The sequence below is a fragment of the Streptococcus sp. SG1 genome (genome assembly GCF_030439935.1).
GTDB classification, from domain to species: domain Bacteria; phylum Bacillota; class Bacilli; order Lactobacillales; family Streptococcaceae; genus Streptococcus; species Streptococcus gordonii.
In genome coordinates this window covers 52,912-68,979 of the sequence record NZ_JAQFJC010000002.1, presented here as the reverse complement: position 1 = coordinate 68,979, position 16,068 = coordinate 52,912, and the positions used below count along the sequence as shown (strand labels likewise).

Annotated in this window: 15 protein-coding genes; 13 read left to right on the top strand and 2 right to left on the bottom strand. The window is 41.1% G+C overall.

Annotation, left to right across the window (positions count from 1 at the left end; all coding sequences use genetic code 11):
• Positions 1-25 precede the first annotated feature (25 nt).
• A complete protein-coding gene (locus tag PCY06_RS01825; RefSeq protein WP_082307607.1) occupies positions 26-1,012 on the top strand; it encodes a hypothetical protein in 987 nt (328 codons plus the stop codon).
• A 143-nt stretch (positions 1,013-1,155) separates the two neighbouring features.
• On the opposite strand, the gene PCY06_RS01820 is transcribed toward PCY06_RS01825, so the two are convergent.
• Positions 1,156-2,064 (bottom strand): LysR family transcriptional regulator, encoded by a 909-nt coding sequence (locus PCY06_RS01820; protein ID WP_082307608.1) that lies wholly within the window; start codon positions 2,062-2,064, stop codon positions 1,156-1,158.
• Positions 2,065-2,251: 187 nt separating this feature from the next.
• Between PCY06_RS01820 and PCY06_RS01815 the strand changes: the two genes are divergently transcribed.
• The 10 genes from PCY06_RS01815 (at position 2,252) to nt5e (ending at position 12,863) form a co-directional block, all read left to right on the top strand.
• Positions 2,252-3,058, top strand: a complete 807-nt coding sequence (locus tag PCY06_RS01815; protein ID WP_082307609.1) for a dihydroorotate dehydrogenase electron transfer subunit — start codon at positions 2,252-2,254, stop codon at positions 3,056-3,058.
• A 9-nt stretch (positions 3,059-3,067) separates the two neighbouring features.
• Positions 3,068-4,006, top strand: coding sequence for a dihydroorotate dehydrogenase (locus tag PCY06_RS01810; RefSeq protein ID WP_082307610.1), 939 nt, complete (start codon positions 3,068-3,070; stop codon positions 4,004-4,006).
• A 249-nt stretch (positions 4,007-4,255) separates the two neighbouring features.
• Positions 4,256-4,948 carry an orotidine-5'-phosphate decarboxylase gene (gene pyrF / locus PCY06_RS01805; RefSeq protein WP_008809197.1) on the top strand — a complete coding sequence of 231 codons (693 nt, stop codon included), beginning with the start codon at positions 4,256-4,258 and terminating at the stop codon, positions 4,946-4,948.
• Positions 4,949-5,026: 78 nt separating this feature from the next.
• A complete protein-coding gene (gene pyrE / locus PCY06_RS01800) occupies positions 5,027-5,656 on the top strand; it encodes an orotate phosphoribosyltransferase (protein WP_061593183.1) in 630 nt (209 codons plus the stop codon).
• A 134-nt stretch (positions 5,657-5,790) separates the two neighbouring features.
• The gene (locus tag PCY06_RS01795; RefSeq protein ID WP_082307794.1) at positions 5,791-7,344 is read left to right on the top strand and encodes a glycosyltransferase family 39 protein; all 1,554 of its coding nucleotides are present in this window, start codon (positions 5,791-5,793) and stop codon (positions 7,342-7,344) included.
• A 2-nt stretch (positions 7,345-7,346) separates the two neighbouring features.
• A complete protein-coding gene (locus PCY06_RS01790; RefSeq protein ID WP_061598805.1) occupies positions 7,347-8,099 on the top strand; it encodes a DUF4336 domain-containing protein in 753 nt (250 codons plus the stop codon).
• Positions 8,100-8,133: 34 nt separating this feature from the next.
• Entirely contained in the window at positions 8,134-8,787 is a 654-nt protein-coding gene (locus tag PCY06_RS01785; RefSeq protein ID WP_082307611.1) for a uracil-DNA glycosylase, read from the top strand.
• A gap of 8 nt (positions 8,788-8,795) precedes the next feature.
• Positions 8,796-9,260 (top strand): 8-oxo-dGTP diphosphatase, encoded by a 465-nt coding sequence (locus PCY06_RS01780; protein ID WP_082307612.1) that lies wholly within the window; start codon positions 8,796-8,798, stop codon positions 9,258-9,260.
• A gap of 12 nt (positions 9,261-9,272) precedes the next feature.
• Complete coding sequence (locus PCY06_RS01775; RefSeq protein ID WP_082307613.1) at positions 9,273-10,541, top strand: dihydroorotase; 1,269 nt, start codon at positions 9,273-9,275, stop codon at positions 10,539-10,541.
• A gap of 141 nt (positions 10,542-10,682) precedes the next feature.
• The gene (gene nt5e, locus PCY06_RS01770) at positions 10,683-12,863 is read left to right on the top strand and encodes a cell surface ecto-5'-nucleotidase Nt5e (protein WP_082307614.1); all 2,181 of its coding nucleotides are present in this window, start codon (positions 10,683-10,685) and stop codon (positions 12,861-12,863) included.
• Between the two features lie 17 nt (positions 12,864-12,880).
• Here the strand turns inward: nt5e and plsY are convergent, their stop codons facing one another.
• A complete protein-coding gene (plsY, locus tag PCY06_RS01765) occupies positions 12,881-13,525 on the bottom strand; it encodes a glycerol-3-phosphate 1-O-acyltransferase PlsY (RefSeq protein WP_046165506.1) in 645 nt (214 codons plus the stop codon).
• A gap of 162 nt (positions 13,526-13,687) precedes the next feature.
• Between plsY and parE the strand changes: the two genes are divergently transcribed.
• Both parE and PCY06_RS01755 read left to right on the top strand, forming a co-directional pair.
• Complete coding sequence (gene parE, locus PCY06_RS01760) at positions 13,688-15,631, top strand: DNA topoisomerase IV subunit B (RefSeq protein WP_082307615.1); 1,944 nt, start codon at positions 13,688-13,690, stop codon at positions 15,629-15,631.
• Positions 15,632-15,682: 51 nt separating this feature from the next.
• Positions 15,683-16,033, top strand: coding sequence for a hypothetical protein (locus PCY06_RS01755; RefSeq protein WP_012000638.1), 351 nt, complete (start codon positions 15,683-15,685; stop codon positions 16,031-16,033).
• The last annotated feature ends 35 nt before the right edge of the window (positions 16,034-16,068 follow it).

The window sequence follows — 16,068 nt, the reverse complement described above, 5'->3', positions numbered from 1 at the left end:
GAAATTAATTTCCCAGGAGGTGAGTATGAAGAAGTTGAAGATTAAGAAGAAATATATCTTTCTCGCTTTAATTAGTTTGTTTATTGGCTATATTGGTCTTCGCTATTATATCAAGCCAGAGTGGTTTGATTCGGAACACATTTATCATAGAGTTTATAATTTAAAAGTTAGTCATAAAAAGGGCCAGAAAAAGATTATACAAGATATTAATATTGAGTTTGTTCATTTTAATGAGGAAAGACCTGTCGATGGTCAATGGTCAGAATCTATAAGAACTGATTTAAAATCTGATTTGAATTATACAATTATACATTTGTCCTTTACTGATAATACAAAAATAGATATCTTATTTGACCGTTATAATAGCGGTTCACTCTTTAAATCGGATGGCTTTAATTATAAACAGTTTAATAAATTATCACTTCGTTTTCCGGGAATTGACCACGGAGATGGTAGTGAGTTTAGAAACTACCTGATGATTTACCAAGGGGATACGATCTCCCAAAATTATGGTAATCAATATGAAGTTACGAGTTTCCAGTTGAAAAATCCACAAACTCATAAACTTCAAACCTACTATGAATATGACGTTACACCCGAATCTAATATTTTTCCACCAGTTTATTTTTTACAAGATACTTCACATTCAGCAGAAGAACGTCAAAAATTTTTTGATGATTATCAACCTAATGATAGTAGAAATTATTGGATACGAAGTTCTATGAGATTTTTTAGTGGTACTGATAGTTTATGGAATAACAGGCTAAATATCGAGCTTGAAAGCTATCCCTATCAATTATTTTATTCTGAACGGTTTGAAAACTTACCAATACACCTTGATATGACAGGTGATAACTTTAAAATGGTTGTAACTGAAACGTATGTGATGGATCATAAAGATAATAGTAATGGTATTAGGGTTCAGTCTAGATCAAAAACTTATACAAATGAGAATAAGGACCAATATGTAACTGAAATACTAAATAATAAGGAAAAAACTAACGTCAGATAGTATAAAGCTATCTGACGTTAGTTTTTAAAGGTGTAATTTCCATCAGTAGTATTCGGATTTGAATTGTAGTTTACGGCCAGGAGTCCAAGGATAAATATAATTGTAGCAAAAGCTAGAATTGTTTTTACCTTCATAGTCTCTCCTTATTTATCAAATCGGACTTCCTCAAGTAAGTATTCGATAAATTTCTCACCCATTTTAGATAGGCTGGCTTTTTCATGTTTGATGTAGACCAACTCGATTGGGTCGTCAATATCAAGAGGGATAGAGACGATGTTGTCACCGTTGAGGTTGCTATTGAGGATACCGGTCGCAATGGTGTAGCCATCCAGACCAATCAAGAGATTAAAGAGGGTGGCACGGTCGCTGACCACGATAGACTTTTTGTGATGCTCTTGGGAGAGGATTTCTTCTGAGAAGTAGAAAGAGTTGTGGGTCCCTTGGTCGTAGCTGAGATAAGGGAAGTTTTCTAAGTCGGATAATTGAACTAACTTTTTCTTGGCAAGTGGATTAGACTTGCTGACAAAGATATGGGGCTGGGCTGTGAAGAGATGAGTTGCAATCAGATGATTGTCGTCCAACATTTTAGATAAAACATCTCGGTTATAACCGTTTAAGAAGAGTACACCAATTTCGCTACGGAAGTTTTTGACGTCATCAATGATTTCCCAAGTCCGAGTTTCCCGAAGGAAAAGCTCATATTTTTCCATATCACTTTTCTTAAGGAGGGAGACAAATGCATTGACTACAAAAGCATAGTGTTGGGCAGATACGCTGAAGAGTTCGCGATGGGCGACAGGATTCTTGTACCGTTCCTCTAGAAGTTGTGTTTGCTCAACCACCTGACGAGCATAAGATAGAAATTCCATGCCGTCTTTGGTTAAAGTGATTCCCTTAGGATTTCGTATGAAAATATCAATCCCCATCTCGTTTTCAAGGTCTCGTACTGCATTAGAGAGACTAGGCTGGGTAATAAATAGTTGCTTGGCAGCTTCATTCATGCTGCCAGTTTCGACGATTTTGATAATATAGTGTAGTTGTTGAATTCTCATAGGTCTATTTTATCATAATAGGATTGACAAAACATCTATTTAGTTGTAGAATATGATAAATTTAAACCTTTAATCAAGTCCAGTGAGGCAGCAAGGTAGGAAAAACGATATAAGAGGCAATTGACTGCCTTGTTTTTTGCGAAACCTTGCTGTGGCGAGGTTTTTTCTTGTAGAAAGTGAGGTTGTCATGGTTAGTGACAGTTGCAAAAAGAGATTTGGCAAGATTATGCTGGAGCAGATGGAGCTACTGGAGCAAGTAGAAATTGCACCTAATATTTTTTCCATGCTCCTAAAGGGCCAAATGGTTAACCAGATGCAGGCTGGGCAGTTTTTACATATTCGAGTACCAGATGACAGCAAGCTTTTGCGCCGGCCGATCTCAATTGCTGAGATTGACCGAGATAATCTGACTTGTCGTATCATTTATCGGATAGAAGGTGGCGGGACGGCTATTTTTTCTCAACTGCCAGTCGGCTCGTTTCTTGATGTTATGGGGCCTCAGGGCAATGGCTTTGATTTGAGCCCCGTAAGGGCAGGTGACCACGCTTTGATTATCGGTGGTGGGATTGGTGTCCCTCCCCTGCTCGAGGTTGCTAAAGAATTGCATGCTAAGGGAGCTCGAGTGACAGCTGTACTGGGATTCTCTGATAAATCCGCTGTCATTTTGGAAGCAGAAATGAAAAAATACGCTGAGGTCATTGTCACGACGGATAACGGTTCTTATGGTCGTCAGGGCTATGTATCAGCTGTTGTAGATAAATTGCCCCAAGACTATGCTGCTGTCTATTCCTGTGGAGCGCCAGCTATGCTTCAGTACGTCGATCGTAAGTTTCAGGATCATCCGCATGCTTATCTCTCTATGGAATCTCGTATGGCGTGTGGTATGGGTGCCTGCTATGCTTGTGTCGTTCATGTAGCTGGTCAGGATGAGTCAGTCAATAAACGGGTTTGTGAAGATGGTCCGGTCTTCGAAACGGGCACGATTATTGTCTAGGAGGAAAAAATGAGTGATAAACGTTTAAGAGTTTCCTTGCCAGGCTTGGACCTAAAAAATCCAATTATTCCAGCATCTGGCTGCTTTGGCTTTGGACAAGAATATGCCAAGTACTATGACCTAGACTTGCTGGGTTCTATCATGATAAAGGCTACGACTTTGAAGCCCCGCTTTGGTAATCCTACACCGCGGGTGGCAGAAACGCCAGCTGGTATGCTTAATGCTATTGGTTTGCAAAATCCTGGCGTTGAAGTTGTACTGACTGAAAAACTACCCTGGCTGGAAAAGCATTATCCCGGCCTGCCAATCATCGCTAATGTAGCAGGCTTTTCAAATCATGAATATGCCACAGTGGCTGGGAAAATTTCTCAAGCCTCCAATGTCAAGGCTATTGAGCTCAATATCTCCTGTCCTAATGTTGACCATGGAAATGCTGGACTGTTGATTGGCCAAGTTCCAGAGTTGGCTTACGAAGCAACCAAGGCAGCAGTAGATACTTCTGCTGTACCTGTCTATGTCAAATTAACTCCGAGTGTGGCGGATATCACTCAGGTAGCCAAGGCCGTTGAAGATGCTGGAGCTGCTGGATTTACCATGATTAACACCTTGGTAGGTATGCGATTTGACTTGAAGTCACGCAAGCCTATTATCGCTAATGGCACAGGTGGTATGTCGGGTCCGGCTGTCTTTCCGGTAGCACTCAAGCTGATCCGTCAAGTGGCGCAGGCAAGCAAACTTCCTATCATTGGTATGGGGGGAGTTGATTCAGCGGAGGCTGCTCTGGAGATGTTTATAGCGGGCGCTTCAGCCATTGGGGTGGGCACTGCCAATTTCACGGATCCATATGCCTGCCCGACCATCATTGAAAATCTGCCTAAGGCGATGGATAAATACTGCATCGAAAGTCTTGAAAGCTTTCGTAAAGAAGTTCGAGAGAATTTGCTTTAAAGTTACATTTTTGCTTGACAATCTTGCTGTGAAATTATAGAATGAACTAAATATAACCTTTAAAGAAGTCCAGAGAGGCTACTAAGGATCATACGTTTGAATGGCAAATTCTGTCACATTTTCGTGTAACCTTGCTCTCAGGCAAGGTTTTTTCTATATTTTCGAGTCTAGTGTGAAGATATAGTTGACAACAGGAGTACCTAGCGGAGTTCTTTAAAGCTAATAATCAAAAAAGGAGATTATCCCTACATGCGTGAAGAACGTCCTATTATCGCCCTCGACTTTCCATCTTTTGACGATGTCAAAGCTTTTCTGGAGCATTTTCCAGAAGATGAAAAACTTTTTGTAAAAATCGGTATGGAATTCTTCTATGCTATCGGTCCAGAAATCGTTCATTATTTGAAAGGTCTTGGGCACAGTATTTTCTTGGATTTGAAGCTACATGACATTCCCAATACTGTGCGCTCAGCCATGTCTGTCTTAGGAACTTTTGGTATCGACATGGTGACGGTCCATGCGGCTGGTGGTGTAGAGATGATGAGCGAAGCCAAGAAGGTCTTAGGGGATAAGGCTAAGTTGGTTGCGGTGACTCAGCTGACTTCGACAAGTGAAGAAGATATGCGTGATTGTCAAAACATCCAAACTACGGTTCAGGAGTCTGTTGTAAATTATGCTCGGAAGGCTAAAGAAGCTGGCTTGGATGGCGTAGTTTGTTCAGCTCAAGAGGTTGAACTAATTAAGGCAGCAACTGCCAAAGACTTTCTCTGTGTGACGCCGGGTATTCGGCCAGCTGGATCAGAAATTGGCGACCAGAAACGGGTTATGACACCACAGGAAGCCCATCAAATCGGTAGTGATTATATTGTAGTCGGTCGTCCGATTATCCAAGCTGAAAATCCATGGGATGCTTACCACGAGATTAAGAAGCAGTGGAATAGTTAAGCAAAACAATGTATTCGATTTAAATTGTCGTACGAAATTGACAGCATCATAAAATTTCAAATTTATAAGGAGCAAAAAATGACTTTAGCAAAAGAGATTGCGCGTGATTTATTGAAAATCAAAGCTGTGTATTTGAAGCCAGAAGAGCCTTTTACATGGGCATCAGGCATCAAGTCACCTATATATACGGACAACCGTGTGACCTTGGCTTATCCAGAGACTCGGACCTTGATTGAGGATGGTTTTGTCGAAAAGATTCGGGCGGAATTTCCTGATGTAGAAGTCATTGCTGGAACTGCGACAGCGGGCATTCCTCACGGAGCCATTATCGCAGATAAGATGAACCTGCCATTTGCCTATATCCGCAGCAAACCAAAAGATCACGGAGCGGGCAATCAAATCGAAGGTCGCGTAGCGCTTGGGCAGAAGATGGTTGTCATTGAGGACTTAATCTCGACTGGTGGTTCGGTCTTGGATGCTATCGCTGCAGCGAAACGAGAAGGTGCGGATGTGATTGGCGCAGCAGCTATCTTTACCTATGAGCTACCAAAAGCTGAAAAGAATTTTAATGATGCAGGTGTCAAATTGGTGACTTTATCAAACTATACAGAGTTGATTCACCTAGCTGAGCAAGAAGGTTATATCAATGCTGAAGGATTAGCCTTATTGAAACGCTTTAAGGAAGATCAAGAAAATTGGCATCTGTAAGACTTTGTTCTGCTTAAATTTAAACGCTATTTCATATTGAAGCAGATACTTTATCTTTGCCAAAAGAAAAGCAGCAGTCTTTTGATTGCTGTATTTTCTTAGCTAAAAACCTTGATTTTTGCTATAATAAGCCTATGTCAAAGATTTATCGTCTATCATTTTCTATTTTACAAAAAATCATGTTAGTCCTTGTGGTACATTGGTTTTTTGTTTCAATCTTTTATATCAGTGAGATGAGTTATTGGGCTTATCCAATTTTTGCTATCTTACTGCTTGGGGCTTATTATTACCGTAAAGAAGTTTTGAAAATATACCGCTATTTGATGCGACATAAGATCGCGATTATGGTGGCTGTAGTAGTCTTTCAGCTCATTATGATTTGGTCGGCTGAGTTGCTGGTGCGTCGGGATGCAGCAGTTATTCTGAACGGGGCATTTCGCTTGCTCAAAGAGACATCGATTTCAAGCTATATCACTCGTAACCCAAATAACTTGCCTCTCTTTCTCTACGAACGCTTTTTCTACAAGCTGTTTGGAGAGTCGTCTGCGCTTTGGATAATGCAGGGGCTTAACATGGTGTATGCTAATCTAACAGCGTGTATTTTGTATAAGGGTAGTCAAAAATTCTTTAATCAAAAAACAGCTGATATCGTTTTTAGTCTTTATGTACTTTTGGCTGGATTTTCTCCTTATTTCTTCTCTATGTATACGGATATTCCGCCACTGCCCTTTATTTCTTTACAGATTTTCTTAATTTTTGGAATCTTTAAAGCTGACAGTATTAAGAAATTGACTGCCTTAAGTATATCATTGGGTTTGCTCACAGGCTTCTTGTATTTTGTTCGCCCGACAGTCATGATTCTCTTGATTGCCTTCTTCGTAACATTCTTTTTGCAGAAGCAGTGGAAAAATTTTCTTTTGGTTTTATCAATATTTGTCCTTGCTTTTGGGATAACCTATAGTGGACTTCATACGGCTATTAAGAACCAGAATGAAGTGACAATTATTCAAAAAGAAGGATTAGCTAAGGGACCGCTTCTCTTTATCAATTTGGGGCTTACATACATAGGTCATAATCAAGCAGATATGAAAGAAGGGTTGCTCCAATATATTGAACCCAACAAAAGAGATGACTATAATAATGGCATGTTTGCTAAGGAAAATGTCATTAAGGAAATTAAGCGTCGCTTGAAGGAATATACACCCGCGACATTTTGGGGGCACTTATATTACAAGCAATCTCTAACGGTGGCAGAAGGGACTCTGGGTTGGCTCTATCGGGATGTTGAAAATGAAAAGACACCATTTATTAATCCTTTATACGAAATGACCAAAAACAATCCACTTGCTCAGTTTGTTCGAACATTTTTTTTAAGCATTGATAAGAAGGAGTATGTCTATTACGCTCTTATCAAGCAGCTAGTTTGGATTGTTATGAGTCTAGGTCTCGTTATGACTTTGTGGAAGTACCGACCAGATGATCGCGTCAATTTTTTGAATCTTGCTGTTTTTGGAGGCTTACTCTTCCTACAGATTTTTGAAGGTGGGAAAACCCGTTACCTCATCCAATTTTTACCACAGATTTTACTGGTTTCTGCTCTTGGTTTAAGTCAGTATTCTCAAGATTTGAAGAAAGTCGTCTGCTACTTAAAAATTTCCCAACGAAAGTCTTTGAAAAGGAATGATTAAAGATGAAAAGACCTGTTCCTATCTATGAACCGCTTTATACCTTGAAGCCCATTGCTGAGAATATCTGGATTGTCGACGGTGATTTGATTGAGATGGATGCGGTGCTGACAAAGTTGCCTTTTTCTACCCGCATGACGGTCATCAAGTTAGCAAATGGCCAGCTCTGGTGCCATTCACCAATCCAACCAAATCAAGCCTTGTTTGACCAGTTGGACGCTTTGGGACCAGTTGCACACCTTGTTTCACCTAATAAGATTCACTATGCCTATATAGCTGACTGGAAGAAGCGTTATCCTAAGGCGATTACTTGGTCTAGCCCAGGAGTGGAAGAGAGAGCAGTCAAGCAGAAAATCCCGGTCTCTTTTGATGAAAAGCTGACAGATAAGGCTCCACAAGCTTGGGAAGACCAGATAAATCAGTTGGTTTTCAAGGGAAGTGCTTATATTGAGGAAGTTGTCTTTTTTCACAAGGACAGTCAAACCTTAATCTTGACAGATTTGATCGAGAATTTTGAAACAGAGCATTTTGCAAGTCCGCTTCGCAGCAAGGCTTATAAATTAGTGCGTGTTGCGGCTCCGGATGGGCAGACCCCTATTGACTATCGTATGACCTTTATCGGTCATCAAAAAGAAGCTAAGGAGTGCTTGGAGCAGATGTTGGCATGGCAACCAGAAAAAATTATACTAGCTCACGGTTCTTGTTTTCTGGAAAATGGAACAGCAAAACTCAGAAGAGCACTTAGGTGGATTCGATAAAATATCCAATCCTAGGAAATGAGAGGAGACATATATGCAACATTCAGCTTGGCACACTTTGATTAAGGAGCAGCTACCTGAAGGTTATTTTGCAAGAATTAATCATTTTTTAGATGAAGTGTATGCTTCAGGGACTATTTACCCACCTCGGGAAAAGGTGTTTAATGCGATTCAGACGACAGATTTAGCAGATGTTAAGGTGGTTATTTTGGGGCAGGATCCTTACCACGGACCGAGACAGGCGCAGGGCTTGAGTTTTTCGGTGCCTGATGACATTCCAGCTCCGCCTTCTTTGCAGAATATTCTCAAAGAACTGGCTGATGATATCGGAGTGAAAGAGTCGCATGATTTGACTTCCTGGGCTCAGCAGGGTGTTCTCTTGCTTAATGCTGGGCTGACAGTGCCTGCTGGTCAGGCAAATGCGCATGCCGGTTTAATCTGGGAGCCTTTTACGGATGCTATTATCAAGGTAGTCAATGCAAAGACCGATCCAGTTGTCTTTATCCTCTGGGGTTCTTACGCTCGCAAGAAAAAAGCCTTGATAAGTAATTCGCAACATTTGATAATCGAGTCGGCTCACCCAAGTCCGCTGTCCGCTTATCGTGGTTTTTTTGGTAGCAAACCTTTTTCTCGTACCAATGATTTTTTAGTGGCTAAGGGATTGGAACCTATCAATTGGTTAGCTTAGGAGGTAGTATGGTTCAGTTAGCAACGATTTGTTATATTGATAATGGCCGGGAGTTTCTTATGTTGCATCGCAACAAAAAGCCCAATGATGTCCATGCTGGGAAGTGGATTGGTGTTGGTGGCAAGCTAGAGCTAGGAGAAACTCCGCAGGAATGCGCTACGCGCGAGATTCTAGAGGAGACGGGACTAAAGGCCAAGCCCGTTCTCAAAGGCATTATTACTTTTCCAGAGTTTACTCCTAATTTGGACTGGTATACCTATGTTTTTAAGGTGACTGAGTTTGAGGGGGAACTGATTGACTGCAATGAAGGTACTTTGGAATGGGTGCCCTATGACCAGGTCTTATCTAAACCAACCTGGGAAGGCGATCATACCTTTGTTGAGTGGCTTTTAGAAGACAAGCCTTTCTTTTCTGCAAAGTTTGTTTATGACGGGGATAAACTGCTGGATACGCATGTGGACTTTTACGAATAAGGAGATAAGACGATGCTATTAATCAAAAACGGACGAGTTATGGATCCTAAGACTGGTTTTGACCAAATTACTGACCTCTTGGTTGATGGGAAAAAGATTGTTAAAATCGGTCAAGGTTTGCAGGCTGAAGATGCAAAAGTCATTGATGCCAGTGGTTTGGTTGTGGCTCCAGGTTTGGTGGATATACATGTGCATTTCCGGGAGCCAGGCCAGACTCATAAGGAAGATATTCATACGGGAGCCTTGGCAGCAGCTGCAGGTGGCTTTACGACTGTTGTTATGATGGCCAATACCAATCCGACCATCTCTACGGTTGAAACCCTGAAGGAAGTACTGGAGTCGGCTAGTCGTGAAAATATCCATATTAAGTCAGTCGCAACGATCACAGAGAATTTTGATGGGCAGCATCTGACAGATTTCCAAGGTCTCTTGGCAGCTGGTGCAGTAGGTTTTTCTGATGACGGTATTCCATTGACCAATGCTGGCATTGTCCGCCAAGCCCTCGTGGAAGCACGTAAAAATAACACCTTTATCAGCTTGCATGAGGAAGATCCCAATCTCAACGGCATACTCGGTTTCAATGAGCATATCGCTAAAGAGCATTTTCATATCTGTGGCGCGACAGGTGTGGCAGAATACAGTATGATTGCTCGCGATGTCATGATTGCTTATGATGCAAAGGCTCATGTGCATATCCAGCATTTGTCCAAGGCTGAGAGTGTAAAGGTGGTGGAATTCGCTCAGAAGCTAGGTGCTCAAGTCACTGCTGAAGCAGCACCTCAGCACTTCTCAAAGACAGAAGCTCTACTATTGACCAAGGGTAGCAATGCTAAGATGAATCCGCCTCTGCGCTTAGAATCGGACCGTCTGGCGGTTATTGAGGGGCTCAAGTCTGGTGTCATTTCTGTTATTGCGACGGACCATGCTCCACATCATGCTGACGAGAAAAATGTTGAAGACATCACTAAAGCGCCTTCTGGTATGACTGGGCTTGAGACTTCGCTTTCTCTGGGACTGACCTACCTAGTTGAGGCTGGTCATCTGAGCTTGATGGAACTTTTGGAGAAAATGACAGTCAATCCAGCTCAGTTGTATGGTTTTGATGCTGGCTTCATTGCTCAGGATGGTCCTGCTGATTTGACAATATTTGACCCAGAAGCCGATAGACTTGTGACTGATCACTTCGCCTCCAAGGCTGCCAATTCGCCTTTCGTTGGTGAAAAGCTTAAAGGCCAAGTGAAGTTTACCATCTGTGATGGGGAAGTTGTCTTTGAAGGATAAACTAAAGAAATCTGAGATAAATAGGATCTCAGATTTTTTTGTTTAGATACGAACAAAAATAGGTAAATCACAGAAAATAATTCACTTTTACTCTCTTTTTCGATATAATAAAACTAATAAAAAAGAAAAAGAGGACGGTTTATGCAAAAGAAAAAAATTCTTTTACCGCTTTTATTGCTTGCTCCAGCATTTCTAGCTCATCAGGCATATGCAGATGAACAAGTAGCTTCTGAACCTAGTCAAGAAGTTGCAGCAGCAACTTCAGCTCAAGAAGGGAATGTCCCAGATGGAGCTATTGATACAAGTGCGCAGGGTGAAGAAAGCGCTTCCGGACAACAAAGTGATTTGCCTGAAGCAAATATTATCCATACAAATGACGTTCACGGCCGTATTGTTGAAGAAAAAGGAGTTATTGGAGACGCTAAATTAGCAGCCGTTATTGAAGAGGAACGAAAAAACAATCCTTCAACTCTTGTAGTTGATGCGGGAGATGCTTTCCAAGGTTTGCCAATTTCAAATAGTTCCAAAGGTGAGGAGCGTGCTAAACTACTTAATGAGATGGGCTACGATGCGATGGCCGTTGGGAACCATGAGTTTGACTTTGGTCTAGATGAAGCTAAGAAATATAAAGAAATTCTTAATTTTCCTCTTTTAAGCTCTAACACCTATGTAAATGGTGCCCGCTTATTTGAAGCATCAACTATCGTAGATAAAGATAAGAATGTTGTAGGTGATGAGTTTGTGGTAATCGGTGTGACAACACCAGAAACTGCAACCAAGACTCATCCCAAGAATGTTCAAGGCGTAACTTTTAAAGATCCAATTTCAGAAGTTAATTCAGTTATTGATGAAGTAGAAGCTCGCGCTGCTGCCGAGGGGAAAATATACAAGAATTATGTGGTTTTGGCTCACTTAGGTGTTGATACGACTACTCCAGTAGAGTGGCGTGGATCTACTTTAGCTGAAGCTCTTTCAAATAATCCAAAGCTCAAAGGCAAACGTGTAACGGTTATTGACGGTCACTCTCATACAGTTCAATCTACAACCTATGGAGACAATGTTACTTATAACCAAACGGGAAGTTATTTGAATAACATTGGTAAAATTACTTATAAGGCTAATCAATTATTGGGAAATCCACAACAAATCTCTGCAGCTTCTACTAAAGATGTTGTACCAAATGCTAAAATAGCAGCTATGGTCAAGAAAATTAAGGAAGCTTATGATGCTGAAAATGCTAAAGTGGTCCGTGATAACAGTCCAGTTGAGCTAAACGGCCAGCGTGAAAATGTCCGGGTTCGCGAGACCAATCTTGGTAATGTGGTGGCGGACGCCCTTTACGAATACGGCCAAACTGGATTTAGCCATAAAACAGATCTTGCTGTGACAAACGGTGGTGGTTTGCGTGAAACGATTGCCAAAGATAAGCCAATTACAAAAGGCGATGTGATCGCGGTTCTTCCTTTCGGAAACACCATTTCTCAAATCAAAGTAACAGGTCAAAACATTGCTGATATGTTTGCTAAATCTCTTGGATCTATCTTACAAGAAAAAAATGGCCAGCCTGTTTTAGATGAAAATGGGCAACCCCTTCTTGAACCAAGTGGAGGCTTCCTACAGGTTTCAGGTGCTAAGGTTTATTACGATACAACCTTGCCTGCTGAAAAACGTATTTTGCATATTGAAATTAAAAACCCAGAAACCGGTAAGTATGAAAACTTAGACCCTGCTAAAGAATACTATTTGACAACAAATGATTTCTTAGCAGCAGGTGGTGATGGCTACACCATGTTGGGTGGTGCGCGAGAAGAAGGCCCTTCTATGGACGTTGCTTTTGCTGACTATCTAGCTAAAGCAGATTTAAGTGCATATTCGGTTATAAATCCAAATTCCCGTACGATTTCTATTTCTTCTAAAAAAGATAGCGATGGAGATGGAGTTTCTGATATTGAAGAAATCAAAAATGGAACTGATCCATCTGATCCAAAATCTTATCCTGGCAGAACAGATGTTCCAAATGGCCAGTCTAATCAGAATCAAAGTGGCCAAAACTATCAACCTCTTCCAAATTACTCTTCAAATGGCAATGTAGTTCAACCGTCTCCTAAACCAGCAGGCACAGTAGACCCTGCAAAAGAAGAGAAGAAGGAAGAAGTTGTTACAAACAGTAAGCCTTTGACAGTTAATGTTGCTAAAACATTTACATCATCTAAGGCTAGACTTCCTGAAACAGGAACAAAAGAGTCACCAGCTTTACTGATTGTAACCTTGTTTACTGCTTTCTTGGGAATCTTTGGTTTCAAGAAAAGTCAAGAAGACTAAAAAATAAGCCCTAGGGCTTATTTTTTTGGTACTTGTTTAGTGATATTGATTCCCCAAGGGATAAGATTCTCTGATTTATTTTTAATTCTTTCCATGTTATCTCTATGTCGAATCAGAATAATTGATGCTAGAAGAATAATGATTAGAGTAAAAAGAAGATCGTAATTAGGAAGGATAATTCCTAATAAAGGAAATATAAGAACGGAAATAATCGCAAAGCCAGCTACAACAATGCTAGCCAAAGAAATCATACTTCCCAAGTAAAGCGTTACAATAAAAATAATAATCAGATAGGAAAAGAAGAGGGGAGAAAATCCAAGAACAACACCTGCACTTGTAGCAACAGCCTTGCCTCCCTTAAATTCAGCAAAAATTGGGAAGGTGTGGCCAAGAACAGCTATTAGACCAAAAATCATGGGTGATATACCATTGATATGGAGAAAAAGTGGAAGTAGGGTTGCAAGAGTTCCTTTTAGAAAGTCGATTGCAAAAGTAACAGTTCCAGCTGTCTTTCCTAAAATACGGAAAGTATTAGTTGTGCCGGTATTTCCACTACCGTATTCTCGTAAATTCTTTTTAAAGAAAATCTGTCCAATCCATAAACCAGTTGGAATTGAACCCAGTAAATATGCCAAAATTAGGCCCAAAATTGTATTTATCATAAATTTATTATATCACGAATTTTGCTTTGTATTTAACAATCTAGTAAATTATTTGTCTAATCCGATAAAAATGTTTATTTCAAGGCTTTTGTGACAAAAACTTTTGCAAAATTTTATAAAAACTTGTAAGATAGTAAGGATGAATAATGCAGGAGGTTCCTTGTGTCAAAAAAGGAAATCAATATTAATAACTACAATGATGATGCCATTCAGGTGCTAGAAGGGTTGGATGCGGTCCGTAAACGTCCGGGGATGTATATTGGATCGACCGACGGAGTAGGTCTCCATCATCTAGTCTGGGAAATCGTGGACAATGCAGTCGATGAAGCCTTATCTGGATTTGGTGATCGCATCGATGTGACTATCAATAAAGATGGGAGCTTAACAGTATCTGACCATGGACGCGGGATGCCAGTTGGTATGCACGCTATGGGAATTCCTACTGTTGAGGTCATTTTTACAGTATTACATGCTGGTGGTAAGTTTGGTCAAGGTGGTTATAAAACTTCGGGAGGACTCCACGGGGTTGGTTCTTCGGTCGTTAATGCCCTATCTAGCTGGTTAGAAGTAGAAATTACTCGTGACGGTACAGTCTACAAGCAGCGCTTTGAAAATGGCGGAAAACCAGTTACCACACTCAAGAAAATCGGTACTGCACCTAAGTCCAAGTCTGGAACCAAAGTGACCTTTATGCCGGACGATACGATTTTTTCAACGACAGACTTCAAGTACAACACTATTGCCGAGCGGCTTAAGGAATCTGCTTTCCTTCTTAAGAATGTTCGCTTGTCTTTGACCGATGAGCGGACTGGCGAAAAAGTAGAGTTCCATTATGAGAATGGTGTTGAAGACTTTGTCAGCTACCTCAATGAAGATAAGGAAACATTGACTCCAGTTCTCTATTTTGAAGGAGAGGAAAGTGGTTTCCAAGTTCAAGTGGCTCTCCAGTATAATGACGGTTATTCAGATAATATCTTATCCTTTGTTAATAATGTCCGCACCAAGGACGGTGGTACTCATGAGACGGGGCTCAAGACCGCTATTACCAAGGCTATGAACGACTATGCCAGAAAGACGGGTCTGCTCAAGGAAAAGGATAAGAATCTGGAAGGTTCAGACTACCGCGAGGGTCTATCTGCCGTCTTATCAATCTTAGTTCCTGAGGAGCATTTACAGTTTGAAGGCCAGACCAAGGACAAGTTAGGTAGTCCCTTGGCTCGTCCTGCTGTGGACTCCATTGTCTCTGACAAGCTGACTTTCTTCCTCTTGGAAAACGGTGAGTTGGCATCAAACCTCATCCGCAAGGCTATCAAGGCTAGAGATGCGAGAGAAGCGGCCCGCAAGGCGCGTGACGAAAGCCGTAATGGCAAGAAAAATAAGAAAGACAAGGGCTTACTCTCTGGTAAGCTAACTCCGGCCCAATCTAAGAATCCAGCTAAGAATGAACTCTATCTGGTAGAGGGTGACTCTGCCGGTGGCTCTGCCAAGCAAGGACGTGACCGTAAGTTCCAAGCCATCCTGCCACTGCGCGGTAAGGTTATCAATACTGCTAAGGCTAAAATGGCTGACATTCTTAAGAACGAAGAAATCAATACCATGATCTACACAATCGGAGCTGGTGTTGGTTCAGACTTTACCCTTGAGGATGCCAACTATGACAAGATCATCATCATGACCGATGCGGATACTGACGGTGCCCATATTCAAACCTTGTTGCTAACCTTTTTCTATCGCTATATGCGTCCGCTGGTTGAAGCTGGCCGTGTCTATATCGCCCTTCCTCCTCTTTACAAAATGTCCAAGGGCAAGGGAAAGAGTGAGGTTGTTGAGTATGCCTGGACTGATGGCGAGCTGGAAGACCTGCGTCGCAAGTTTGGCAAAGGAGCTATGCTTCAACGCTACAAGGGGTTAGGTGAAATGAATGCCGATCAACTCTGGGAGACCACTATGAACCCTGAAACTCGCACTCTCATCCGTGTCACCATCGAAGACCTTGCTCGCGCCGAACGCCGTGTCAATGTCCTCATGGGAGACAAGGTCGAACCACGCCGCAAGTGGATTGAGGATAATGTTAAGTTTACGCTAGAGGAAGCAACAGCTTTTTAAAATTTATTTAACTAATCATTATAAATAATTACTATATTTAGGAGTTTTATTATGAAAAAAATCTATACACTTGCATTGCTTGTATTTTCAGTATTTATCCTAGCTGCTTGCTCTTCACAGGAAGCTTGGCTTAATGGTACTTGGAAGGGTGAAAAAAACAAAAAAACGTATGTTTTTGAAGAAAAGCAGGGTAAATGGACCATTTTAAATGGTAAGGAAAAAATTGCTGAAAAAGGCGAAGTAAAAGATAAAAAAGGGGATCAATTCAGCATTGTTGATGCTAATGGTAATCGTCATCAGATAAAAAAAGTTGATGAAAATACTATTGAATATCAACCTTTTACATCTGATGGCATTTCTGCAACTAATGGAGAAAGTTTTAAATTTAAAAAGGATAAGTAGTACTATTTGTAGCTGATTAGAGTATTGGCTAAACG